The 22,761-nt window shown below is 62.9% G+C and carries 16 protein-coding genes; 11 read left to right on the forward strand and 5 right to left on the reverse strand.

Going from position 1 to position 22,761, the window contains the following annotated elements; all coding sequences use genetic code 11:
• The first annotated feature begins 139 nt into the window (after positions 1–139).
• The gene (locus I5S59_RS11820; RefSeq protein ID WP_197876760.1) at positions 140–2,395 is read left to right on the forward strand and encodes a putative bifunctional diguanylate cyclase/phosphodiesterase; all 2,256 of its coding nucleotides are present in this window, start codon (positions 140–142) and stop codon (positions 2,393–2,395) included.
• A gap of 6 nt (positions 2,396–2,401) precedes the next feature.
• Here I5S59_RS11820 and I5S59_RS11825 read toward each other — a convergent pair whose 3' ends face one another.
• Together I5S59_RS11825 and I5S59_RS11830 are read right to left on the reverse strand one after the other, a co-directional pair.
• Positions 2,402–6,211 (reverse strand): leucine-rich repeat domain-containing protein, encoded by a 3,810-nt coding sequence (locus I5S59_RS11825; RefSeq protein WP_197876761.1) that lies wholly within the window; start codon positions 6,209–6,211, stop codon positions 2,402–2,404.
• 74 nt (positions 6,212–6,285) lie between these two features.
• The gene (locus I5S59_RS11830; RefSeq protein ID WP_197876762.1) at positions 6,286–7,221 is read right to left on the reverse strand and encodes a LysR substrate-binding domain-containing protein; all 936 of its coding nucleotides are present in this window, start codon (positions 7,219–7,221) and stop codon (positions 6,286–6,288) included.
• A gap of 146 nt (positions 7,222–7,367) precedes the next feature.
• Here I5S59_RS11830 and I5S59_RS11835 point away from each other — a divergent pair, with 146 nt between their 5' ends.
• From I5S59_RS11835 to I5S59_RS11845, 3 genes are all read left to right on the forward strand, one after another.
• The gene (locus tag I5S59_RS11835; protein WP_197876763.1) at positions 7,368–8,744 is read left to right on the forward strand and encodes an L-serine ammonia-lyase; all 1,377 of its coding nucleotides are present in this window, start codon (positions 7,368–7,370) and stop codon (positions 8,742–8,744) included.
• A gap of 172 nt (positions 8,745–8,916) precedes the next feature.
• The gene (locus tag I5S59_RS11840; protein WP_197876764.1) at positions 8,917–10,215 is read left to right on the forward strand and encodes a serine/threonine transporter; all 1,299 of its coding nucleotides are present in this window, start codon (positions 8,917–8,919) and stop codon (positions 10,213–10,215) included.
• 90 nt (positions 10,216–10,305) lie between these two features.
• Positions 10,306–10,713: an OsmC family protein gene (locus I5S59_RS11845; RefSeq protein WP_197876765.1), complete on the forward strand. Its 408-nt coding sequence runs from the start codon at positions 10,306–10,308 to the stop codon at positions 10,711–10,713.
• Positions 10,714–10,732: 19 nt separating this feature from the next.
• On the opposite strand, the gene I5S59_RS11850 is transcribed toward I5S59_RS11845, so the two are convergent.
• The 3 genes from I5S59_RS11850 to I5S59_RS11860 all read right to left on the reverse strand — a co-directional run bounded on the left by I5S59_RS11850 (position 10,733) and on the right by I5S59_RS11860 (position 14,124).
• Positions 10,733–11,479: an enoyl-CoA hydratase gene (locus tag I5S59_RS11850; RefSeq protein WP_197876766.1), complete on the reverse strand. Its 747-nt coding sequence runs from the start codon at positions 11,477–11,479 to the stop codon at positions 10,733–10,735.
• 31 nt (positions 11,480–11,510) lie between these two features.
• A complete protein-coding gene (locus I5S59_RS11855; protein ID WP_197876801.1) occupies positions 11,511–12,107 on the reverse strand; it encodes a cupin domain-containing protein in 597 nt (198 codons plus the stop codon).
• A 67-nt stretch (positions 12,108–12,174) separates the two neighbouring features.
• On the reverse strand, positions 12,175–14,124 hold the full coding sequence (locus I5S59_RS11860) for an FAD-dependent oxidoreductase (RefSeq protein ID WP_197876767.1): 1,950 nt from the start codon (positions 14,122–14,124) through the stop codon (positions 12,175–12,177).
• 184 nt (positions 14,125–14,308) lie between these two features.
• Here I5S59_RS11860 and I5S59_RS11865 point away from each other — a divergent pair, with 184 nt between their 5' ends.
• The 7 genes from I5S59_RS11865 (at position 14,309) to I5S59_RS11895 (ending at position 22,384) form a co-directional block, all read left to right on the forward strand.
• A complete protein-coding gene (locus tag I5S59_RS11865; RefSeq protein WP_197876768.1) occupies positions 14,309–15,346 on the forward strand; it encodes an ABC transporter substrate-binding protein in 1,038 nt (345 codons plus the stop codon).
• 72 nt (positions 15,347–15,418) lie between these two features.
• On the forward strand, positions 15,419–16,180 hold the full coding sequence (locus I5S59_RS11870; protein ID WP_197876769.1) for a class II aldolase/adducin family protein: 762 nt from the start codon (positions 15,419–15,421) through the stop codon (positions 16,178–16,180).
• A gap of 134 nt (positions 16,181–16,314) precedes the next feature.
• Positions 16,315–16,959: a TetR family transcriptional regulator C-terminal domain-containing protein gene (locus tag I5S59_RS11875; protein WP_197876770.1), complete on the forward strand. Its 645-nt coding sequence runs from the start codon at positions 16,315–16,317 to the stop codon at positions 16,957–16,959.
• 69 nt (positions 16,960–17,028) lie between these two features.
• Positions 17,029–17,745 carry a response regulator gene (locus I5S59_RS11880; protein WP_128325207.1) on the forward strand — a complete coding sequence of 239 codons (717 nt, stop codon included), beginning with the start codon at positions 17,029–17,031 and terminating at the stop codon, positions 17,743–17,745.
• 5 nt (positions 17,746–17,750) lie between these two features.
• On the forward strand, positions 17,751–18,524 hold the full coding sequence (locus I5S59_RS11885; RefSeq protein ID WP_197876771.1) for a substrate-binding periplasmic protein: 774 nt from the start codon (positions 17,751–17,753) through the stop codon (positions 18,522–18,524).
• Positions 18,521–20,776 (forward strand): ATP-binding protein, encoded by a 2,256-nt coding sequence (locus I5S59_RS11890; RefSeq protein WP_197876773.1) that lies wholly within the window; start codon positions 18,521–18,523, stop codon positions 20,774–20,776. Before I5S59_RS11885 ends, I5S59_RS11890 begins: the two co-directional genes overlap by 4 nt.
• A 204-nt stretch (positions 20,777–20,980) precedes the next feature.
• Positions 20,981–22,384, forward strand: a complete 1,404-nt coding sequence (locus tag I5S59_RS11895; RefSeq protein ID WP_197876774.1) for an amino acid permease — start codon at positions 20,981–20,983, stop codon at positions 22,382–22,384.
• The last annotated feature ends 377 nt before the right edge of the window (positions 22,385–22,761 follow it).

A 22,761-nucleotide genomic window follows, 5' to 3' on the forward strand; every position in this document is an offset into this window, starting at 1 on the left:
GGCGCAGCACCTCTTTTTACTAGAATGGGTGAAACGTTTCAGTTCGAGCATAACGCCAGTGCATTAAAAAAATCCAGCGTCGCTCAACATTGCGCCGATGGCGCCGATAAAACATTAATTCGATGTGAATAACGGACCCATGAGCACAAGAATCCTCGCACTCGATGACAAACGGGTTTTGCCAACGGCCCTGGGTAACACCCTCAATCGTCTGTTGCCCATCGGTTTTGCGTTGATCGGCATCAGTTTGTCGGTGGTTCTTGGGCGTATGGATGTCCAGCGTCAGGAAAGCGAACTGGTGGCCAACGCCGGTGTGCGATTGTCTGGCGTGCGTGCCGCCCTCGAGGCCCAGTTGCGTTCAGCCTTCGGCGAGACCGAAGGCATCGCGCAACTGATCAGTGCCGACGGCCAGATCAGCGTCGAGCACTTTCATGACATGGCTCGCCAGGCCATCGCCTCGGTACCGCATATCCGCCACATTTCAGTGGCTCCGGGCGATGTGATCGCCGATGTCTATCCACTGCAGGGCAATCAAAGCGTAGTCGGTATCGACTATCGTCATCTGCCAGACCAGTACCCGATGTTGCAGCGTGCCCGCGACAACCACCGTGCGGTACTGGCCGGGCCGCTTCAGCTGTATCAGGGTGGTCGCGCCCTGGTCTACCGGCGCCCGGTGTTTCTCAAGGGACACAAGGGCGTATCGCTGTACTGGGGCAATGTCTCGATTGTGGCAGACATCGACCGTTTGCTCGGCACGGCAGGACTGGACCTGGACCCGGGATTCGAATTTGCCTTGCGCGGTGCCGACGGCCAAGGTTCGGTCGGGGCGATGATCTGGGGCGACCCCAAGCTGTTTGAGCAGCAGCCGGCCACCGTCAACGTCGACGTACCCGGTGGGCTCTGGCAACTGGCGGCAAGCCCGCTGGGGGGCTGGCCTAGCCTGAGCCTGTTCACCTCGCCGCTGTTCCTGTTCGCCTTGACCTGTACCGGGTTGTTCAGCGTATTCGTGGCGCAACTCAATCGCAGCAACCACCTGATCAAACTGCGCAACCGCGAGCTCAAGCAATCGCAAACGCAGTTGCAGCGCCTGGCGCACTACGACGCGATCACCGGTTTGCCGAACCGTTTGCTGTTCGCCCAACACCTGCACACCGCCATTGGCCGGGGCGAGCGCCTCGCTGTGCTGGTGCTGGACATCGACGGTTTCAAACAGGTCAACGACAGCCTCGGCCACCCGATGGGCGACCTGTTGCTGCAACAGGCCACCGCGCGCTTCATGCAGATCGTTGATGGCCAGGACAGCCTGTGCCGGTTGGGCGGCGACGAATTCGCCTTTTTGCTCAGCGGTACCGAGCAGGGCTGTATTGATCGGGTTCAGGGCCTGTTGCAAACACTGCAGCAACCGTTCGACCTCAAAGGTAACGCCGTACTGGTTACCGGCAGCATCGGCCTGGCCTGGTGCCCTGAGCACGGTGACAGCGGAGACCGTCTGTTGCGCCACGCCGACACGGCCATGTATGCAGCCAAAGAAAGTGGTCGCAACGCCTGGCGGCTGTATCACCCGGACATGACCCAGCGCTTGCAGGCGCGCCTGGGCCTGGAACTGAACCTGCGCCGGGCGTTGAAACACAACGAGTTCGAGCTCTGGTACCAGCCCAAGATCGACCTGTTCAGCGGTCGCCTGGAGGGCGCCGAGGCGCTGTTGCGCTGGCGCGATCCCGAGCATGGGCTGGTGTCCCCGGCACAGTTCATCCCGTTGGCCGAGCGTACCGGGCTGATCATTCCGCTGGGTGAAAAGGTGCTGGAACTCGCCTGCGCCCAGATTGCCGCCTGGCGTGCGGCTGACTGCCTGCCGGGGCCGGTGGCGATCAACGTGGCAGCCTTGCAGATCGAGCGCAGCGATTATGTCGCCAGCCTGTCGCGCAGCCTCAAGCGCTACGACTTGCCACCCACCTTGCTTGAGGTGGAGATCACCGAAAGCCTGCTGATGGAAAGTCAGCAACAAGCCTGCGCCGTGCTGGCTCAATTGCAGGCCATGGGTGTGGTGACGGCGGTGGATGACTTCGGTACCGGTTATTCCTCACTGGCCTACCTCAAGTCGTTGCCCATCGACCATCTGAAAATCGACCGTGCCTTCATCAAGGACCTGCCCGAAGATGATGACGCCATGGCCATAACCCGGGCGATTATCGACCTTGGCCATGCCTTGGGCTTCCGGATTACTGCCGAGGGCATCGAGACCCAGGCCCAGTACGACTACCTGCGCAATGCCGGTTGCGATCAGGGTCAGGGCTTTTTGATGGCACGGCCGATGCCGGCGGCCGAGTTGCAGCAGTGGATGGCGCAGAACCCGCAAAGGCACCGCTTGCCGGTGCCCTGGCAAACGGTGCCTTAGCCATGCTCAGAGCGGCAGTTCGAACAGCGCTCCGGCAGGTCGGCTCAGGGCCAGCCGACGAAACACCGGGTCATTGACGAACAGGTCGATACGCGCCCAGAAGCCGGCTCTCGCTTGCTGCGGGTCGGTCAGAAAAGGTTCGCCATTGAGAAGCTCACGCAGATCCCGGCGGTACTGCAGGGGTAACTGGCGCCACAGGTCCATCTGTGTCGGCGTGGCCGCTTCGAGCAATTCTTCATAGTCGCCATCGTCGACCAGCAGGTCGACGCCGAACCTTGTGTAGTAATCATCTATCTGCCTTCGGATTCCGGCGCCAAGCCAGTCGCTTTCAAGGCGCATGACTACAGCGTTGGCGGTAGGCAGGGTGAAACCGGGCGGCAGGTGGGTGAACTGGTTGTCCGACAGGTCCAGGCTGATGGGATCGCGAATGTCTGCCAGGCCCAGAGGCAGTTCGCTCAGGCTGCAGTTGTGCATGAACAGTGCGCGCAGATGCGGGAACGCCGGACTAGAAAGGTTGGGTGATCGCAGCAGCGGGTTATCTGACAGGTCCAGAATGCGCAGCTGGGTGAAGCGTTCCAGGCTCGCCTGGGCGTTGTCGTCCCAGGTGATACGGTTGCCGTCCATATCCAACCATTGCAGATTGCGAGGATTGGCCAGCTGGGGTAGGCGGTCGAACCGGCAATCGACAAGACGCAGGTTCTCCAGGTGCGGGCAGCGCGCAAACAAGGCATCGGGCAATTGGTTCAGTGCACGGTTGCCGTCAAGGACCAGGCGCTTCACCGACGGGAACTGGTTGAGCTGGGCAAGGCTGCTCAGGTCCTGGTTCTCCAGTTCCAGATTGGACAGGTCCAGGCCTAGCACCCGCTCACCGTTTTCCAGTTGCAGAGCGGGTGTTTGCCGCCAGGCGTTGATGACGCGTTGAATCGCCCGTTCACGGCGCGGTACCCCACGGGCCCAGGTGGCGAGTTCTGCGCGCAGGTCTTCCAGAGCCCGCTCACGGACCAGGATTTCGCGTTCTGCACTGTTCAAGCGCCTGCGCCAGTCTGCCAGCAGGTCCTCGATCTGCTCGTCGCTAATGTACGGGTAGAGCCGTCGCAGGCGAGCGGCAAGCGAGGTGCGAAACGGCGAAGGCGGTGCCAGAGGCTCCAGCGGTGCACCGCCGCGCAAGCCTATTTTGCGGGAGGCGGATTGAGCCTGTGTGCCCCAATGCCCGGGTGACCACACATGGCGACTGCGTTGCGCTTCGGTCAATACCTGGCTACGCAGCGTCTTTGCGCCTGCATCGCCGACCCATGCCGGCTGCGTCGTTTTCGGCAAAACGTCAACGATTGCCCGCAAGGGATCGCTTTTCTGACGGCCAGCCACCGGTCGTTCACCGCGGAAGGCTTCATAGCCTTGGCTGGATTTGAGTACGAGCCGTCGTGTACCCGCCGACACCTCGCCCAGTGCCGCCAGCAATGGGCCGTCCGGGCTGGCCTCACGCAGCTCCAGGCGCAGGTCGCCAGGCCACTCTGGCAAGCGCTCGAGGCAGGCAAACAGCAGGCGGTCGCTGTCGGCACTGGCAAATTGTGGTTGGTACAGACCTTCCAGGGCGCGCACTCGCGGTAGCTCGGCGTTCACCTGTTCGGCTTGAGCGCGTAGCCAGGCGGGCAGTGTACCTCGGTCGGTCCAGGCATTCAGTTTTTCCTCCGACAGGCGCCCGAGCAAGCGTCGCGCCAGCGGCGTGGAGAGTCGGGGGAAGTCGGCACACAGGCGCTGTTCCGCGGCGCTGGCAGCAGTGCCTGCGTACGCGCGTTCCAGTGCAGTACCTGTCAGCTCAGGCAGCTGGCGCGCCAATGTCAGGCGCTCCAGGGTATCGAGGAGCAGTGGCGGCGTTGCTTCGCCGCTCAGGTAAATCGCCTGCAGCTGTGCGCGGGTGGCTCCGCTGATGGCCATGGCTTCGCGCAGCGTGGTGTCGTCCAATTGGCCAAGGTGCTGACTAAGGCGACGCAGCAACTGGTCCTCGCCCCAGCGCTGCGGCTCCTCGAGTTGCAAGCGCCAGGCGCCGTCGCCATTGTGCTCCAGCAGTGGCTGGTAGGCGTTTGGCTGATCCGGATGGACAATGCGCCAGCGCTGAAGCGTAACGTCCAGCTGCTGCTCGTAAAGTGTGCCATCCAGGCGGATGAAACAACGGCCTTGATAGATGAACTGGCCCTGGGCGTTGGGTTCCAGTGCGTTGGGTAATACTTGCGCACTGCGGTAAGGCGCCAGCTCAGGGCGCCATAAGCGCAGGCTGCCATCGGCCCGCGTGATGGGCTCCAGTTCCTCCATCAGCGGGCTGCTGACGAGTTTACCGACGCCCTTGCCAGCCACATGCAAGCCAGCAATCAGTGCCAGGTTGAGGCCCACATTCTTGGCGTGTGCCAACGCCTCATGGCGATCGCCGATACGCCAGGCTTCGTAGCCCTCGAACACCTCGTCAAGCAATTGGTAGGCGGTGACAGCCAGCATCAACGCGCCGATCTCCGGCACAAACAATCCGGCCACCATCAATGTGTCGAAGCCAGCACTTTCCCAGTGCGCCAGGCGTTGACGGCGTGCTTTTTCGTCGGCGTCGGCGGTGGGCACAGCCAACTGGCGTGCCTCGGCTTTTAGCCGCGCCACCTGCTGGTTGTGGTGAAAGCTGAACAGCGGTGCGTCAATCACCCGTAATTCCAGGTGCAGATCCGCACCTTCACGCAACGGCCAGCGCTGGTCGGCCGGGGCACCGCCTGTGGCGTCAAGGTTTTGCTGCAGGCGGGAGAGAAAAGCGGGTCGCAGGTCGTGCGCCAGGTAGCTGCTCACGCGTTGACGCAAGGCCGGGTCGAGCAAGTCCTGACACAGCTGCCGGTGAAGCTGAGCCAGATCGGGAAACTGGCGCAACGCCGCTGTATGTCCTGGCAGGTGCAGCAACAGGCCGGCAGTATCGGTGTCGATGACGACTGCTTCCTGCAGTGTGAGGCCGAACAGGCTCAGTTGCTGGCAAGGCAGACTGCCAGGGTCTTCGGCAAGGACAAGCAGGGCATCCATCGCCGCGCCATCGAGGTGATGACGCAAGAACGCAATGTCTGCGTCCCGCTGCAGTTGCGCCCGATACATTGTGATGGCGAGCGGGGCGACGTCCGTGCGGGCGTACAGGCTTGTCAGGTGCTGTTGGTAACGTTGGCCAATGTCCAGGTCGCGGCAGGTCCGGGCGAAATCGTCGGGGCTGAGGGGCAGGGCCTTGATGCCATAGGCCTCGGAGTCCATGGCGTAGTCGACCAGGCTTTCGCTGTCGCCCAGTGGTGCTTTGCCGATGACCTGGGTTTTGCTGACCTGGATGTCACCCGCCAGCGCCAGGGCGCTGTCCGGGCTGAAACTGACGTCGTCGGCAAAGTTTTGCAGCGCAGCCTCCAGCAGGCTGTGCCGCTCATGCTCACTGACGTAGGTTTGCCAGGTGAAGAGGTGACGAATACGGATTAACTCGCTAGTACGCACGGGGGCGTCCAGTTGATGGTCGCTGAGCAGGCGTTCGCTTAACAGCGGCTCGGCAAATTCGGCGATCTGTTTGAGGCCCTTGAGTGCGCGTGCCAGCGCCTGTTGCGCAGCATCCAGGCGGGCGCCACTGGCCAGGACGGCCTCACGCAGGTCGGGGGCGGCATTGGCAAACCAGGGGGCGAGGTTATCGGCTAATCCCTGGGCGGGCGTCAGTGCCTTGCCCAGCGCGCGCCAGTTGTCTGCTGTGGCGTGGTGACTCCAGTGCGGGAGCTGCTGCTTGATCAATAGCAGGTGCGGGTTGAGCGGTGGTGTCGGTTGCATGCTGATGCTCCTTGGTCGAAGGACGGCATCAGGCCGCAGCGCATGCCCGCGCAGGTGGTAATCCTATAAAGCCTTTACGCCACGGGATGCTGGGCGCGAAACGCCTGCGCTTCTTCTACCAGCCAGTCGTGCACGGCGCGGGCGCTCGGGTGGGCCAGGCCGCCGGGCGGGTACAGCAGCACATAGCGCTTGTGATTGGCGATCGGCAGGCCGAACGGCACGATCAAGGTGCCTCGCTCCAGTTCGTCATTAAGCAGCGTGCGCCGGGCGATGGCCACGCCGATACCGGCAATCGCTGCTTCGATGGTCAGGTGGTTGCGGTTGAAGGTGTGCCCGCGACGCACATCCAGCCCGGCGGCGCCGATACCGTCGAGGTAGAACTCCCATTCGGCATATTCGGAACTGCCGCGCCAGGCGGTGATGTCGTGCAGCAGCGGGTAGTGGGCAAGGTCGGCCGGGCCGTGCAATGGCGGGCGCCCGCGTAGCAAGCCTGGCGAGCACACCGGGAAAATCAGCTCGTCCAGCAGTGGCGTTGAATGCATGCCCGGGTAGCTGCCGTCATTAAGGTCGATGGCCAGGTCGAAGTCGCCTTCATGCAACGCCTGGCTGCTGTCTTCGGCCACCAGGCGCAGCTGGATGTCCGGGTAGCGCTGTTGCAGGCGTGGCAGGCGCGGCGTCAGCCACTTGGCCAGAAACGAAGGGATCGAGCGCAGGCGCAGGGTTCCGCGAATCTCGCCGGCGTCCAGGCGCCGCAGTTCGGCATCGATGCTGCCGTAGGCTTCGCTGACCGTCTGCGCCAGGCGCTGGCCCTCGGCGGTCAGCTCAACGCCTCGCGCGCGGCGCAGGAACAACCGAAAGCCCAGGCGCTCTTCCAGTTGTCGGATTTGCTGGCTGACGGCCCCGGGGGTGATGTGCAGTTCTTCGGCGCAACGGGTGAACGACAAATGCCGCGCCGCGCAGGAAAACACGTGCAGCCAGACGTAGGTCTGGCCATTCATTTGTCGTCTCATGGTTTAGTTCTGCTAAAGGCTTGCTTAGAAAGATTCGTTGGTCAATGCCACAGTGACCGGGCAGTATCGCGCAACTTCGCGACACCCATCAATTTTTTCACAACGCCGCAGCGCAACAACAGTTGCCCAAGCGTGCAGGCATTAGCATGGCTATCAGTGTTTTCGACCTTTTCAAAATTGGTATCGGGCCTTCAAGTTCCCATACCGTAGGCCCGATGCGGGCGGCTGCAACCTTCGCCCAGGCCCTGCGCGAGGGCGGACAGTTGGCGCAGGTCAGCCGGGTCGAGGTTCGCCTGTATGGCTCGCTGTCGGCTACCGGCGTCGGCCATGCCACCGACCGCGCCTGCCTGTTGGGGTTGATGGGCGAATGGCCCGACCAGATAGACCCGCAACACATCGAACCGCTCATCAGCCAGCTCCAGCAGAGCCGGGTGTTGTCGCTGGATGGCCGCCATGCCATCGAATTCGACTGCAGCCGGGACCTACTGCTGCTCGACGAGAGCCTGCCGTATCACCCCAATGCCATGACCCTGGAAGCGTTCGCCGGCAGCACGTCGCTGCTGCATCAGACCTACTATTCGGTGGGTGGTGGCTTCATCGTCGAAGCGGCGCAACTCGAAGCTGCGCACGACAGCGCCGAGCAGGTCAAACTGCCCTATGACTTCGACAGTGCCGCCGAGCTGCTGGCGCTGTGCAAAGAGCACGGCTTGCGGGTCAGCCAGTTGATGATGGCCAACGAATGCGCCTGGCGCTCCGAGGCCGACGTGCGCAGCGGCTTGCTCAGGCTCTGGGAGGCTATGCGCGAGTGCGTCGACAACGGTTTGCGCAACGAGGGCATTTTGCCGGGTGGCCTCAAGGTCAAGCGCCGCGCAGCCAAATTGCACCGCAGCCTGCAGGTGCTGAGCAAACCCAACGTGATCGGTTCAACCTTGAGCGCCATGGAGTGGGTCAACCTGTTTGCCCTGGCGGTAAATGAAGAGAACGCCGCCGGTGGCCGCATGGTCACCGCGCCCACCAACGGTGCGGCGGGCATCATTCCGGCGGTGCTGCACTACTACATGAAGTTCAACCCGGACGGCTGCGACAACGACGTGGTCGACTTTCTGCTCAGCGCCGCCGCCGTCGGCATCTTGTGCAAGAAGAATGCGTCGATCTCCGGTGCCGAAGTGGGTTGCCAGGGTGAGGTCGGTTCGGCCTGCTCGAGGGCTGCCGCCGGCCGGGCCGACGTCCTGGGGGCGACCCCGATGCAGCTGGAGAACGCTGCCGAGATCGCCCTGGAACACAACCTCGGCCTGACCTGCGATCCGGTCGGCGGCCTGGGGCAGGTGCCGTGCATCGAGCGAAATGCCATCGCCGCGGTCATGGCCATCAATGCCGTGCAATTGGCCCTGCGCGGCGACGGCGAACACTTCATCTCGCTGGACCGGGTGATCCGCACCATGCGCGACACCGGTGCCGACATGCATGCCAACTACAAGGAGACTTCGCGCGGTGGCCTGGCGGTCGCTTTCGTCGAGTGCTGAACCCGTCGACAACCCCCAAGTGAGCGCTTTGCGCTCAATCGCAGGCTGTCGCCAGCTCCTACAGATCTGTGGGTGGGAGCTGGCGACAGCCTGCGATCGACCGCGAAGCGGTCGCAGATACGCGTAACGCAGTTCGTTCATAAGCAACAAAAACAACTACAAGGCAATATCGATGACTGATGTAAACACCACCACGAACCTTGGTGTGGGCGCTGCTGCGCCTGCACAAAGCACCAGCTGGAACCGCCACGACACCACCTGGGTGCTGGGCCTGTACGGTACTGCCATTGGCGCCGGTACCCTGTTCCTGCCCATCAACGCCGGGGTAGGGGGCTTCTGGCCGCTGCTGGTACTGGCGCTGCTGGCGTTCCCCATGACCTATTACGCGCACCGTGGCCTGACGCGCTTCGTGCTGTCCGGCAAGCGCGGCGCCAGTGAAGACATTACCGAAGTGGTCGAAGAACACTTCGGTGTCGGCGCGGGCAAGCTGATCACCTTGCTGTATTTCCTGGCGATCTTCCCGATTCTGCTGGTGTACAGCGTCGCGCTGACCAACACCCTGGGCAACTTCATGGAGCACCAGCTGCACATGACCCCGCCACCGCGGGCGCTGCTGTCGCTGCTGCTGATCTGCGGCCTGATGGTAGTGGTGCGCAGTGGCCAGGGCATCATCGTCAAAGTCATGAGCCTGTTGGTTTACCCGTTTGTCGCCGCCTTGCTGCTGTTGGCCCTGAGCCTGATTCCCAACTGGAACGGCGCCTTCTTCGCCCAGGCCGCCGACGGCATGCCGATGGATGCGTTCATCAAGACCTTGTGGCTGGCCATTCCGGTGATGGTGTTTTCATTCAACCACTCACCGATCATCTCGGCCTTCGCCGTGGACCAGAAGCACCGCTACGGTGAGCAGGCTGACCACAAAAGCGGCCGGATTCTGGCCTTCGCCCATGTGATGATGGTGCTGACGGTGATGTTCTTCTGCTTCAGCTGCGTGCTGGCGTTGAGCCCGGCGGACCTGGCTGCGGCCAAGCAACAGAACATTTCGATCCTGTCGTACCTGGCCAACCACTTCCAGACTCCGGTGATTGCCTTTGTCGCACCGTTGATTGCGCTGGTGGCGATCACCAAGTCGTTCCTCGGTCACTACATCGGCGCCAGCGAAGGCTTCCAGGGCATGATCGTGAAAAGCCTGCGCAGCCGTGGCAAACAGCTTTCGGCCAAGCGCCTGGAGCAGATGACCGCGCTGTTCATGGTACTGGCCTGCTGGGCAGTGGCGACCCTCAACCCGAGCATCCTCGGCATGATCGAGAACCTCGGTGGGCCGATCATCGCCTGCCTGCTGTTCCTGATGCCGATGTATGCAATCAACAAAGTGCCGTCGTTGCGCAAATACTCGGGCCGCGTGTCCAATGTGTTTGTGGTGCTGATCGGCCTGATCACCCTGTCGGCGATTCTCTACGGCCTGTTTGCCTGACCGGCTTTCCTTGGGCGGGGCTTGGCGCTAGTGTTAACGCACTCGCGTCGGGCCCCGTTGGCCTGGCCATCGCCAAGGAAGCCACCACCGATGTCCGATTCGACCGTTCACGCCGAGCTGGGTGAGATCCCGTACACCGTCAACCTGTCTGCTGGCGTCAACCAGTGGCTGGCCGATGAAAGCGAAAAGCTCGGTGGTCATGATCGCGGCCCTGATCCGCACCAGCTGTTGTTGTCGGCCCTGGGCGCCTGTACGGCGATTACCCTGTCGATGTACGCCAAGCGCAAGGAATGGCCATTGCAGCACGTGCATGTGCTGCTCGATATCGTCAAGGAAGAGAAAACCCAGCCGCAGCGCACCGAAATCAAGCGCGTGATCGAATTGCATGGCGAACTGGATGACGCCCAGCGCGAACGCTTGCTGGGCGTGGCCAATGCCTGTCCGGTCCACAAACTGCTCAGCGGCACCATCGTCATCGACAGCCAGCTGAGCGAGTAGGGCGCTTGCTTGCGCGGCGTCAGTCCTTGACCAGCGCCCGCAACGCCGCCTTCGCTTCAGGGGTATGCAGGCGCTCGATGAACAGCAGGCCTTCGCGTTCAACGCAGGCCTGAAGTTCTGCCCGATGGGTGTCCTTGAGCAGGCGTTTGCTCACCCGCAGCGCGGCCTGCGGCAAGCTTTGCAGGCGCTGCGCCAGTTGCCTGGCAGCGTTCAGGCACTGCTCTCCGTCTTCATGCAGTTCGTTGGCCAGCCCCCACTGCACGGCTTGCTCACCGTTGAGCAGCTCATTGCACAGCAGCAAGCGGGCGGCGCGGGCATGCCCGAGCAGGCGTGGCAGCAACAGGCTGGAGCCAAACTCCGGGCACAGCCCCAGCGGCACGAATGGCATCCTTAGCTTGGCCGAGCGGCTGACCAGTACCTGGTCGCAATGCAGCAGCAAGGTGGTGCCGATGCCGATGGCCGCGCCACTGACTGCCGCAATCAACGGTTTGTCCACCTCCATGACGATGCGCATCAGGCGAAACACCGGGCTGTCCATGTCGCTGGGCGGGTTGTCGAGAAAGTCCTTGAGGTCGTTGCCGGCGCTGAAGCACTGCGCGCCACCGGTCAGGATGATGACCTCCACCTGCGGGTCTTCGCTGGCGCTCAGCAACTGGTCGCCCAGCTGGCTGTACATGGCGTTGTTCATGGCGTTGAGCTTGTCGGGCCGGTTGAAGGTCAAGGTCAACAAGCCGTTGTTCAAGTCGCGGGTGATCAGGTCGTTCATGGCAAGCCTTTATTGTTGTTGTCCTGGGGGGTTAGAAAGTGGGTGGCGTGATGACCCAGATCACCACGGCATCCACGTCGCCAGGGTTGCCGTAGCGGTGCGGCTCCTGGCTGGAAAAACTGAAACTGTCGCCTTCGCTCAACTGAAAGTAACGATCGCCCACCCACAGTTCAAAACTGCCGGACAACAGGTAACCGGCTTCTTCGCCCTCGTGGCTGTAGCTTTGCTGGCTGTAGGTGCCGGGCGGGAAGCGCGAGTGGAGCATTTCCAGCTCGCGATTGGGCTGCGGGGTCAGTAGCTGGTCGACGATACCGTCTTCGTAATGCACGCTCAGGCGGCTGCTTTTGCGCACCACGTAGCCGTTGTCTTCAGGGGCGGTGCTGGCTTCGCTGGCGAAGAACCATTGAATGGTCACGCCGAGGCTGCGGGCAATATTGAACAGCGCCGGAATCGACGGGTACGACAGGTTGCGCTCCAGCTGGCTGATGTAGCCTGCCGTCAGCTCGCTCTGCTGCGCAAGCTCGGCCAGGGTCATGCCCCGGCGCTTGCGCAGGCCGCGGATGCGGGTGCCGAGAAACTGCGGTGCTGCGGCGCCTTCCTGGCCGGGAACGGCGCCGGCGGGCGGCATCTTGCTGCTGTTGCTCATTGGGGGCTCCATACCGCGCACGCTGCAAAGCCCCGGAGTATAAACAGGCTCAGAGCGTCCAGGCGACCTTCAATCCTTCGTAAATGGCTTCTTCGGCGGTGCGCGGGGCCAGGCAGTCGCCGATCCGTTTCACCTCGACCAGTCCCTTGAGTTCGTCAGCCAGGCTATCGACCGGTTGGTGGCCCTGGCACAACACCAGGGTGTCGATGCCTTCGAAGATCATCGGCTCACCGCTGGCCGTGTGCTGCAGGTACACGGTGTTGTCGTCGCAGCCGTAGAGGCGGGTGTAGGGGGTGATCGCGATACCCAGCTTGTGCAGCTCGCCGGCCATCTGGTCGCGTACATACAGCGGCAGGCTCTCGCCGCAGTGCGTGCCGTTGACCGCCAGTTGCACCTGGTGGCCGGCGCGCACCAGGCGCTCGGCGATGCCCGGGCCGATCCAGTCGCAACGCCAATCCACCACCATCACAGAGCGGCCCAGTGTGACCTCGTCGCGCAGCACCTGCCAGGCGTCGACCACCTGCAGTTCACCGCCGCGCTCGAACGCTGGCCAGTAGGGTTCGGCGCCGGTGGCCACGATCACCAGGTCAGGTTGTTCACGTTCCACCAGGGCCCGGTCGACCCGGGTGTTGCGTACCACCTCGACCCCGGCCCGTTGCATTTCGCGCTGCAGGTTGGTGCTGGCACCGCCGAACTCGGCGCGCCGTGGCAGCAGTTGCGCCAGCAGCACCTGGCCGCCCAGCTGCGCACTGGCTTCGTACAGCGTGACCTGATGCCCGCGCGCTGCCGCGACGGCGGCCGCCTTCATGCCGGCCGGCCCGCCACCGGCAACCAGAATGCGTTTGCGCACTGCAGCCGGGTGCAATTGGCCGAACTGTTGTTCACGTCCGGTTTCCGGGTGCTGAATGCAGGAGATCGGCAGGCCGCGATGGAAATGGCCGATGCAGGCCTGGTTGCAGGCAATGCAGGCACGCACATCCTCGGCACGGCCGCTGTCGGTCTTGTTCGGCATTTGCGGGTCGCAGATCAGTGCGCGGGTCATGCCGCAGACATCGGCCTGACCACGGGCCAGGATCAGTTCGGCTTCCTGCGGCTGGTTGATGCGCCCGGTGACAAACAGTGGAATCGACAGGCTGGCCTTGAAGGTGCCGGCCTCGCGCGCCAGGTAGGCCGCCTCGATGGCCATCGGCGGAACGATATGCACCGCGCCACCGAGGGAGGCCGAGGTGCCGGCAACGATGTGCACGTAGTCCAGTGTCGATTGCAGTGCCTGTACCGCCGCCAGCGATTCGCTCTCGGTGAGGCCTTCGGCATCGCGTTCATCGGCGCTGATACGCAAGCCGATGATGAAGTCTGCCGAGGTGGCGGCGCGCACGGCGGCAATCACTTCGCGAACAAAGCGCAAGCGCTGCTCCAGCTCGCCGTTGTAGCCGTCACTGCGACGGTTGACCCGCGGGTTGATGAATTGCGCCGGCAGGTAGCCATGGCTGGCAACCACTTCGACACCATCCAGACCCGCCTGGTGCAGGCGTCGGGCCGCGTCGGCATAGCCTTGTACGATCTCGTCGATCATCCCTTGGTCAAGTGCACGCGGCATCACCCTGAAGCGTTCATTGGGCACCGCCGACGCCGAATAGGCCACTGCCAGCAGGCCATCGCTGGACTCCATGATTTCCCGGCCCGGGTGAAAGATCTGCGACAGCACCACGGTGCCATGGGCATGACAGGTCTCGGCCAGTTGGCGGTAGCCCTCGATGCAGGCGTCATCGGTGGCCATCAGCACATGGGAGGTATAGCGCGCACTGTCGTGCACCCCGGCGACCTGCAGCACGATCAGGCCGACACCGCCTTCGGCGCGGGCCTTGTGGTAGGCGATCAGGCGGTCGTTGACCAGGTTGTCGGTGGGGATCGAGGTGTCGTGGCCGCTGGACATGATGCGGTTCTTCAGGCGTTTGCCACGGATGTGCAGCGGTTCGAACAGGTGCGTGAAGGTCGTCATGCGGTGCAGGCTCCAGCGGGTTGTTGTTTTTATTTTTCTATAAAAGTGTAGCGCCAGTAAAAAATCAACTTGTTTTTTTACTGGCCTTTGACTAGTTTTCGATTCACCCCGCGTCCTGGGGCACACCTCACAACAACAAGAAAACGGACCGCGTCTGACGCGGTACCAGCATGAGGATCCACCAATGACATTGAACCTGCTCAAACTGTCGCCCTGGTTGCTGGCCCTTGGTCTTGGCAGCGCTCAGGCGGCACCGGACATGGTGGTGGTCGCCTACGGCGGCGCCGGCCAGAAAGCCCAGGATGCGGCGATCTTCCAGCCGTTCAGCGCCCAGGACGGCAGCAAACTGATCCAGAGCGAATACAACGGTGAAATGGCGCGGATCAAGGTGATGGTCGACACCGGCAACGTTGACTGGGACCTGGTCATGATCGAGGCCCCGGACCTGATGCGTGGCTGTGAAGAGGGCATGTATGAGCGCCTCGACTGGGCCCGGCTCGGACGCGCTGACCAGTTGATCCCGGACGCTGCGCAGGAGTGCGGGTCAGCGGTGCTGGTGTGGAGCGTGGCGATTGCCTACGACCGGAACAAGCTGGCTCAGGCGCCAGCGTCGTGGGCCGACTTCTGGGACGTGCAGAAGATTCCCGGCAAGCGTGGGCTGCGCAAGCGCGCGGTGTACAACCTGGAGTTCGCGCTGATGGCCGACGGCGTCAAGGCCGAAGACGTCTACAAGGTGCTGGCCACCCCGCAGGGTGTTGATCGTGCCTTTGCCAAGCTCACCGAGCTCAAGCCCTATATCCAGTGGTGGGAAGCCGGTGCGCAACCGGCACAATGGCTGAGCGCCGGCGACGTGGTGATGACCTCGACCTACAGCGGCCGTATCGCCGTCGCGGCCCAAGAGGGCAGTTCCCTGGATGTGGTCTGGCCGGGCAGTCTGTATGGCATGGACTACTGGGCGATCATCAAGGGCTCGCGGCATGTCGACCAGGCCAAGCGCCTGATCGCCTTCGCCAACCAGCCCGACACCCAGGTGCGCTACGTCAACGCGATCCCGTACGGGCCAACCAACACCGTGGCTGCTGCAGAACTTGATCCGAAGCTGGCCAACTGGGTACCGACCTCGAAACAGAACCTTGAAGGCGCCCTGGCGATGAACGTCGAGTTCTGGGTCGACCATGGTGATGAGCTCGAAGAGCGCTTCAACGCCTGGGCCAGCAAGTAAACTGCCATGGCTGGACACCGCCGGGTGTCCAGCCCTATTGTCTGGCCAGCCTTTTGCCTGAGAACAACAACTATGCATCCGACTGACACCGAATTGCGCCTGCGCCAGGAACTGGCCGCCTGCTACCGCCTGATCGCGCACTTTCGCATGACCGACCTGATCTTCACCCACATCTCGGTGCGCATTCCCGGCCCCGAGCATCACTTTCTGATCAACCCCTACGGGTTGATGTTCGATGAGATCACCGCCTCCAACCTGGTCAAGATCGACCTCGACGGCAACGCCGTGGAGCCTTCGCCGTACCCGGTCAACCCGGCAGGCTTCGTGATTCACAGCGCCATCCACGGCGCCCGCGAAGACGCCCAGTGTGTGCTGCATACCCACACCAAGGCCGGTTGCGCCGTGGCCGCGCTCAAGTGCGGGTTGCTGCCGGTCAACCAGATCTCCATGGAGTTCTACGGCAAGGTGGCCTACCACGACTACGAAGGCGTGGCACTGGACATGGACGAGCAGCAGCGCCTGGTGCGCGACCTGGGCGATATGCCGGTGCTGATGCTGCGTAACCATGGCTTGCTGACGGTGGGCGAGAGCGTAAGCCAGGCGTTCTTGCGTATGTATTACCTGGAGAAAGCCTGTGAAATTCAGCTGGCAGCGCAAGCGGCCGGTGCGATCGTGCTGCCGCCTGATGACGTCTGCGCCCATACCGAGCGGCAATTCAACGAGCCTGCACGGCCGCTGAAGGAGGGCGAGCTGAGCGACCCGGACGGCATGCAGCTGGCGTGGAAGGCCTTGCTGCGGTTGCTGGAGCGGGTGGCACCGGACTATCGCGACTGAGCACGACTTGTTGTACAGTCGTTCAACTGCGCGGACGCTATCGCCAGCAAGCCGGCTCCTACAGAGGTTTTGTAGGAGCCGGCTTGCTGGCGATAGGGCACGCTGCATTTGCCAGCCCCTTTCGAGAGCCGCCGATGAGCCAGGAAGCCCGTTACAGCCGTATGGTCCCGGAGTTGCGCAAGGCCAACCTGGTCGAAGCAACGCTGGTGTGTCTGAAGCGTCACGGCTTTCAGGGCGCCTCGATTCGCAAGATATCGGCCGAGGCCGGGGTCTCGGTAGGGCTGATCAGCCACCACTATTCCGGCAAAGACGAACTGGTGGCCGAGGCCTACATGGCGGTCACCGGGCGGGTCATGGGCCTGATTCGCGAAGCCATGGCCCAGGCCGCACCGAATGCCCGCGAGCGGCTGTCGGCGTTCTTTCGCGCCTCGTTCTGCGCCGAACTGCTCGACCCGCAACTGCTGGACGCCTGGCTGGCGTTCTGGGGCGCGGTCAAAACCGCCGAGGCGATCAACCAGGTGCACGATCATTCCTACGGCGAGTACCGCAATGAGCTGGGCAGGCTGCTGCGTGAGCTGGCTGCTGATGAGGGCTGGCAGGCGTTTGACGCCGACCTCGCGGCGATCAGCCTGAGCGCCCTGCTCGACGGTTTGTGGCTGGAGTCCGGGCTCAACCCCGGCACCTTTACCCCGGAGCAGGGCGTGCAGATCTGCGAGGCCTGGGTCGATGGCCTGCAAGCGGGCGGGCGCCGGCGTTTCACCCTGACCGAGGGCTGTTGATCGATTGTTCAACAATGGGTAGTCTGCGGTCGCGAGTTACAAAACAATTCCTATAAGAGACAACACGCAATGACGCCTCGGGTACTGATCGTCGATGACGATCCGCTTATTCGCGACTTGCTGCACGCCTACCTGTCTCAGGAAGGCTACGACGTCCACTGTGCCGACACCGCCGAGCAGGCCGAGCAGTTCCTGGCCAGCCACAACGTCGACCTGGTGATGCTCGACATCCGTCTGCCAGGCAAAGACGGCCTGACCCTGACCCGCGAATTGCGCGTGCGCTCGGAGGTCGGGATCATCCTCATCACCGGTCGCAACGACGACATCGACCGCATCGTCGGCCTTGAATGCGGCGCCGATGACTACGTGATCAAACCCCTCAACCCTCGTGAGCTGGTGTCCCGCGCCAAGAACCTGGTGCGTCGCGTGCGTCATGCCCAAGCCTCGCGGCCGGTGGCGGCCAATACCCATGTGCTCAAGCAGTTCGCCGACTGGGCGCTGGACGTCGATCGCCGTCGCCTGATCGACGCCCAGGGGGCGGAAACCCTGCTGACCCACGGCGAATACCAGCTGCTCAGCGTGTTCCTGCGCAACAGTGGCCATACCTTGAGCCGCGACCAGCTGATGGACCAGATCCGCAACCGTGAGTGGGTGCCCAACGACCGCTCCATCGACGTACTGGTCGGCCGCCTGCGTCGCAAGCTGCACGATGATCCGGCCGAGCCGCAGTTGATCATCACCATTCATGGCGCCGGGTATCTGTTCACCGCCAGCGTGGCGGCCTGACGTCCATGTGGCGTCTGGCGGGGCTGCTGCTGTCGCTGCTGGTCTTGCCGGTGCAGGCTGCCGAACGCATTCGTTATTGCGATTACCCGGTGTACCCGCCGGTGTCCTGGAGCGATGGCAGGCAGGTGCGCGGCCTGGCACCGACGGTGGTACGCGAGCTGTTCGGGCGCCTGGGCTATGACGTGGAGATCGTGGTGCTGGGGAACTGGAAGCGCTGCCTGCTCGATGCTGCCGAGGGGCGGGTGGATGTCGTGCTCGCTTACGACAGTGACCAGCGTAACCAGAGCATGCGCTTTTCCAGCGTGCCGGTGCTGCGCGAAGAAGTCGCGGTGTTCTTCAATCGTCAGCGCCCGGTGAAGTTCGAACACCTTGATGACCTCGCCAGCTACCGCGGCGGCCTGTTGTTCGGCGAGAGCTACGGCGCCGAGTTCGACCGCCTGGTAGCCAAACACCAGAACATCGAATGGGTGTCCTCCAGCCAGCAGAACTTCGGCAAACTGATTCGCGGGCGTATCGATTTCGTCATTCAGGAACGGCGCACTGGCCAGCTGTATATCGAGCGTCTGCCGGGAGCCGAAGACATCCGCGTGCTGCCCATGGCGCTGAGTGTGGACTACCTGCGTGTCGCGGTATCTCGCCACAGTGAACTGAGCCAGCGCATGGCGCAGATCGACGCGCAACTGCAACGCATGGTGAATGCCGGTGAAATCGAGCGCTGGTTGCGCGAAAGCGAAGTCACTTACCGCGACATGGTCAACCTGCCGGCGGATGCCCGATGAAGCGCGTACCGACCGGCGGCCTGCTGCGGCGCCTGCTGTTGTTCATTTTGCTGTTCAGCCTGTGCTTTACCGTGCTGGCCAGCAGCGTGCAGCTGTATTTCGAGTACCGCCGTGAAATGCGCGACATCGACGCGCGCATGGCACTGATTCGCGGCGGTTACCTGGCGAGCCTGGAGCGTAGCCTGTGGGACCTCGACCAGGAGCAGCTCAACGTGCAGTTGCGCGGGTTGGTGGACTTTTCCGATGTCGCCCGGGTGCGCCTGAGCAGCGCCGATTTCAACCTCCTGCAGGGCGAAGCGAACCCGCCGGGGCCGTTGCGCATCGAGCGCTTTGCCCTGGACTTCCAGCCACCGTCCGGCCCGGCGCGGCACCTGGGCGAACTGGAAGTGAGCATCGATCTGGGCGCCGTGCATCGACGCCTGTTTGCCACCGGCCTGGCCAGCCTGCTGTGGATGAGCGTGTTTCTGTGCGGCCTGGCGGTGGCGTTGTCGGGCTTGTTCTACCGCCTGGTCACGCGTCACCTGCAGGTGATGGCCGAGTTTGCCCGGCGCATTGGCGCCGGTGACTGGCAAGAGCCATTGCGCCTGGGCAAGCGGCGTTCGGCGCGGCCCGATGAAATCGATACCGTGGCCGCCGCTTTGGAAGACATGCGCGGGGCGATCCTCAGTGATATCGAACGGCGTGAACAAGATCGCCTGGCCTTGCAGGACAAGCGCGACGAACTGCAGAAAATGGTCGAGCGCCGCACTGCCAGCCTGATGCGGGCCAAAGACGACGCCGAAGCGGCGAACCTGGCCAAATCACGCTTTTTGGCCACCATGAGCCATGAACTGCGCACTCCGCTCAACGGCATTCTCGGCATGGCCGAGCTGTTGCGCGGTGCCGGGCTGCACGGGCAGGACAGCAAGCGCCTGGACGCCTTGTACAAGGCAGGTGAAGGTCTGCTGACCATCCTCAACGAAGTGCTGTATTTCGCCCGCCTGGAAGAGGGAGAAAGCCACCCGGAAGCCGTCGGCTTTTCCCTGCGCCAGTTGTGCGACGAAGTCATGACCCTGCTTGAGCCCCGGGCGCTGGGCAACGGCACTGTCCTGGCGTGTGAGATCGATCCGCAGCTGGCGGTGCGTCAGCACGGCGCGGAGCAATACCTGCGTCAGGTGCTGAGCAACCTGCTGGCCAACGCCATCAAATTCACCAGCGCCGGCCAGGTCATGCTCAAGGTGCAGGTACTGGGCGAGCAGGGCGACCGTCAGCAACTGCGGGTCAGCGTCAGTGACAACGGCATCGGCATCGCCCCGGCGGTGCAGGCGAAGATCTTCGATCGTTTTGTCCAGGCCAGCGAGGCGGTAGCCCGGCAATATGGCGGCACGGGTCTGGGCCTGGCGATCTGCAAACACCTGGTCGAGAAGCTGGGTGGGCATATCGGGCTTGAAAGTGCCGAGGGGCAGGGCAGTTGTTTCTGGTTCGAGCTGGCATTGCAACGTTCAGGCCCGAGCGACATCACGCAGCCTGCGGCGCCCGCGGTCGCTGCCCTGGACATTCTGGTGGTCGAGGACGTCGAGTTGAACCGCGAAGTGGTACAGGGCCTGCTGCGCCGTGACGGCCATCGCGTGTGGCTGGCCGAGGAAGCCGAACAGGGGCGGGTGCTGTGCAGTCAACGGCGCTTCGACCTGATTCTGCTCGACGTGCATCTGCCGGGCATCAGCGGTGTCGAGCTGTGCCGGCAGATTCGCGCAATGCCCGGGCCCAATCGAGACAGCCGAATATTGGCGCTGACCGCCAGCGTCCAGCCGGCGCTGGTGCGCAGTTACCTGGATGCCGGCATGCAAGGCATTCTGGCCAAGCCGCTGAAACTGGACAGCCTGCGCCAGGCGCTGGCGCAGGAAGCGCCGCTGATCGAGGCGGTGCAGCTTGATCCGGGCATGGACTGGTCGCTGCTGGACACCCATCGCAACCTGCTTGGCGAACAGAAGGTGCAGGGGCTGCTGTCGGTGTTGCGCGAAGCCATCGAACAGCACCAGGAGGCGCTCGGCGAAGCGCTCAAAGCCAGTGACTGCACCGAGGTTGCCCACCTGGCGCATCGCCTGGCCGGTAGCAGCGACTCGCTCGGCTTTCGCGGGCTGGCCAGCGTGTTGCGTGAGCTTGAAGAGGCGGCACTGTGCAACGACGCGGGCGCGGTACACCGCCTGGTGGCGCCGATGAACCTGCAGATGCAGCAGGCGCTGCACACCCTCGAACGCCTGTTGCAGGGCTGATGTACAAAAAACTTACGACTTTTTACATCTTCGATCTTTACGTACAACAGCACCTTACATCGCTTTCCAATAATCGACGCTAACCGCACTGCACGCGGTCTTCGACGCTTATTGGAGATAATAATAATGAACCACCGTCAAGCTGATCGACCCTCGCGTTTTCGTACTTCCCCTTCGCACTTCAACCACTGTTGAGGTGCCGACATGACTGATTCGACCGAACGTAAAGGCATTCACCTGACCCGGGCGTTGAAGAGCCGGCATATCTTCATGCTGTCGCTGGGTGGCGTGATCGGTACCGGGCTGTTCATGGGCTCGGGGGTCACCATCAACCAGGGCGGGCCGGTGGGCGCGATCCTGGCCTACCTGGTGGCGGGTTTCCTGATGTACCTGGTGATGGTCTGCCTGGGCGAGCTGTCGGTGCAGATGCCGGTATCCGGCTCGTTCCAGGCCCACGCCACCAAGTACATCGGGCCGGCCACCGGCTTCATGATCGGCTGGGTGTACTGGATGAGCTGGGCGACCACGGTGGGGCTGGAGTTCACCGCTGCCGGCATGCTGATGGTGCGCTGGTTCCCCGAGGTGCCAATCTGGTACTGGTCGGCGCTGTTCGTGGTGGTGCTGTTTGGCCTCAACGCGCTGGCGACCCGGGCTTTTGGGGAGGCGGAGTACTGGTTCTCGGGGATCAAGGTGGCGGCGATCCTCGGCTTTATCATTGTTGGCGTGCTGGTGATCTTCGGTGCCATTCCGCTGACCAGCGGGGCGCCAGCGCCGATGATGAACAACCTGATCGGCGATTCGCTGTTCCCCAACGGCCTGTCGGCGGTGTTCGCGGTGATGATGACCGTGGTGTATGCCTTCCAGGGCTGCGAGATCATGGGCGTGGCAGCGGGCGAGACCGACCAGCCGGAGAAGAGCATTCCGCGCGCGGTGCGCAACGTGGTGTTCCGCGTGCTGATCTTTTATGTGCTGGCGATTGTGGTGCTGTCGGCCATTGTCCCGTGGCAGCAGGCCGGGCTGATGGAAAGCCCGTTCGTGCAGGTGTTCGACATGGTCGGCATTCCCTACGCGGCCGACCTGATGAACTTTGTGATCCTCACGGCGATTCTGTCGGTGGGCAACTCGGGGTTGTATGCGTCGACGCGGATTCTCTGGGCCATGTCCAAGACCGGCATGGCGCCCAAGAGCCTGTCGCCGCTGAGCAGCCGCGGTGTGCCGTTGCGGGCGTTGAGCATCACCCTGTGCTTTGCGCTGGTGTCGCTGATGACCAGCTTTATCGCTGCCGACACCCTGTTCATGGTGCTGATGGCGGTGAGCGGGATGTCCGGCACGGTGACCTGGATCGTGATCGCCCTGGCTCAGTACCGCTTTCGCAAGGCGTTCCTGCGCGACGGCGGCAAATTGAGCGAGCTCAAGTACCGGGCGCCTTTGTATCCGCTGGTGCCGCTGCTGTGCATCACCCTGTGCAGCTCGCTGTTCGTGTTCCTGGCGCTGGATGAGACTCAGCGGCCTTCGTTGTACTGGGGCTTTGGTTTTATCGCAGTGTGTTACGCGGCGTACTTCATGATTCACCGCAAGCGTCAGGTGGTGTTGGCGCCTTCGGTTTAACGGTGTAGGAGCAACTGTCTTTTTGGGAGCCACCAAGACGGGCCTGCTGCGCAGTCCATCGAAGTGGTGTCGGGTCAGCAATCCCACCTGTAGGCCATCGACGTAGGAGCCAGGCTTGCCGGCGAACCAGGCACCGCGGTGCCCCTGATGTACCGCGTCATCGTTTTTCGCGGGCAAGCCACGCTCCTACAGGTTGGTGGCGCCGCAGGCATGTAGGATTTATCCGCGATCGAGCGCGAAGCGCTCGTAATCCACGCAAAACGCGACAGGCACCTGTCGCGTTTTTTTATGCCTGTGGCAGTTGTGCGAAGTTGTAACAGCTGTCCTTAGGATAGATCTTGGATTTAGGTAAATTACTTTAAAAACAGTTAGTTATC

Source organism: Pseudomonas alkylphenolica (assembly GCF_016009175.1).
In the GTDB taxonomy this organism is placed as follows: domain Bacteria; phylum Pseudomonadota; class Gammaproteobacteria; order Pseudomonadales; family Pseudomonadaceae; genus Aquipseudomonas; species Aquipseudomonas alkylphenolica_B.

What these genes read in the sequence shown, in the direction of transcription:
- I5S59_RS11890 (WP_197876773.1), top strand. Translation starts at nt 18,521, where the DNA reads ATGAAGCGCGTACCGACCGGCGGCCTGCTGCGGCGCCTGCTGTTGTTC.
- I5S59_RS11830 (WP_197876762.1), bottom strand. Translation starts at nt 7,221, where the DNA reads ATGAGACGACAAATGAATGGCCAGACCTACGTCTGGCTGCACGTGTTT.
- I5S59_RS11880 (WP_128325207.1), top strand. Translation starts at nt 17,029, where the DNA reads ATGACGCCTCGGGTACTGATCGTCGATGACGATCCGCTTATTCGCGAC.
- I5S59_RS11835 (WP_197876763.1), top strand. Translation starts at nt 7,368, where the DNA reads ATGGCTATCAGTGTTTTCGACCTTTTCAAAATTGGTATCGGGCCTTCA.
- I5S59_RS11850 (WP_197876766.1), bottom strand. Translation starts at nt 11,479, where the DNA reads ATGAACGACCTGATCACCCGCGACTTGAACAACGGCTTGTTGACCTTG.
- I5S59_RS11855 (WP_197876801.1), bottom strand. Translation starts at nt 12,107, where the DNA reads ATGCCGCCCGCCGGCGCCGTTCCCGGCCAGGAAGGCGCCGCAGCACCG.
- I5S59_RS11825 (WP_197876761.1), bottom strand. Translation starts at nt 6,211, where the DNA reads ATGCAACCGACACCACCGCTCAACCCGCACCTGCTATTGATCAAGCAG.
- I5S59_RS11870 (WP_197876769.1), top strand. Translation starts at nt 15,419, where the DNA reads ATGCATCCGACTGACACCGAATTGCGCCTGCGCCAGGAACTGGCCGCC.
- I5S59_RS11820 (WP_197876760.1), top strand. Translation starts at nt 140, where the DNA reads ATGAGCACAAGAATCCTCGCACTCGATGACAAACGGGTTTTGCCAACG.
- I5S59_RS11845 (WP_197876765.1), top strand. Translation starts at nt 10,306, where the DNA reads ATGTCCGATTCGACCGTTCACGCCGAGCTGGGTGAGATCCCGTACACC.
- I5S59_RS11840 (WP_197876764.1), top strand. Translation starts at nt 8,917, where the DNA reads ATGACTGATGTAAACACCACCACGAACCTTGGTGTGGGCGCTGCTGCG.
- I5S59_RS11875 (WP_197876770.1), top strand. Translation starts at nt 16,315, where the DNA reads ATGAGCCAGGAAGCCCGTTACAGCCGTATGGTCCCGGAGTTGCGCAAG.
- I5S59_RS11895 (WP_197876774.1), top strand. Translation starts at nt 20,981, where the DNA reads ATGACTGATTCGACCGAACGTAAAGGCATTCACCTGACCCGGGCGTTG.
- I5S59_RS11865 (WP_197876768.1), top strand. Translation starts at nt 14,309, where the DNA reads ATGACATTGAACCTGCTCAAACTGTCGCCCTGGTTGCTGGCCCTTGGT.
- I5S59_RS11860 (WP_197876767.1), bottom strand. Translation starts at nt 14,124, where the DNA reads ATGACGACCTTCACGCACCTGTTCGAACCGCTGCACATCCGTGGCAAA.
- I5S59_RS11885 (WP_197876771.1), top strand. Translation starts at nt 17,751, where the DNA reads ATGTGGCGTCTGGCGGGGCTGCTGCTGTCGCTGCTGGTCTTGCCGGTG.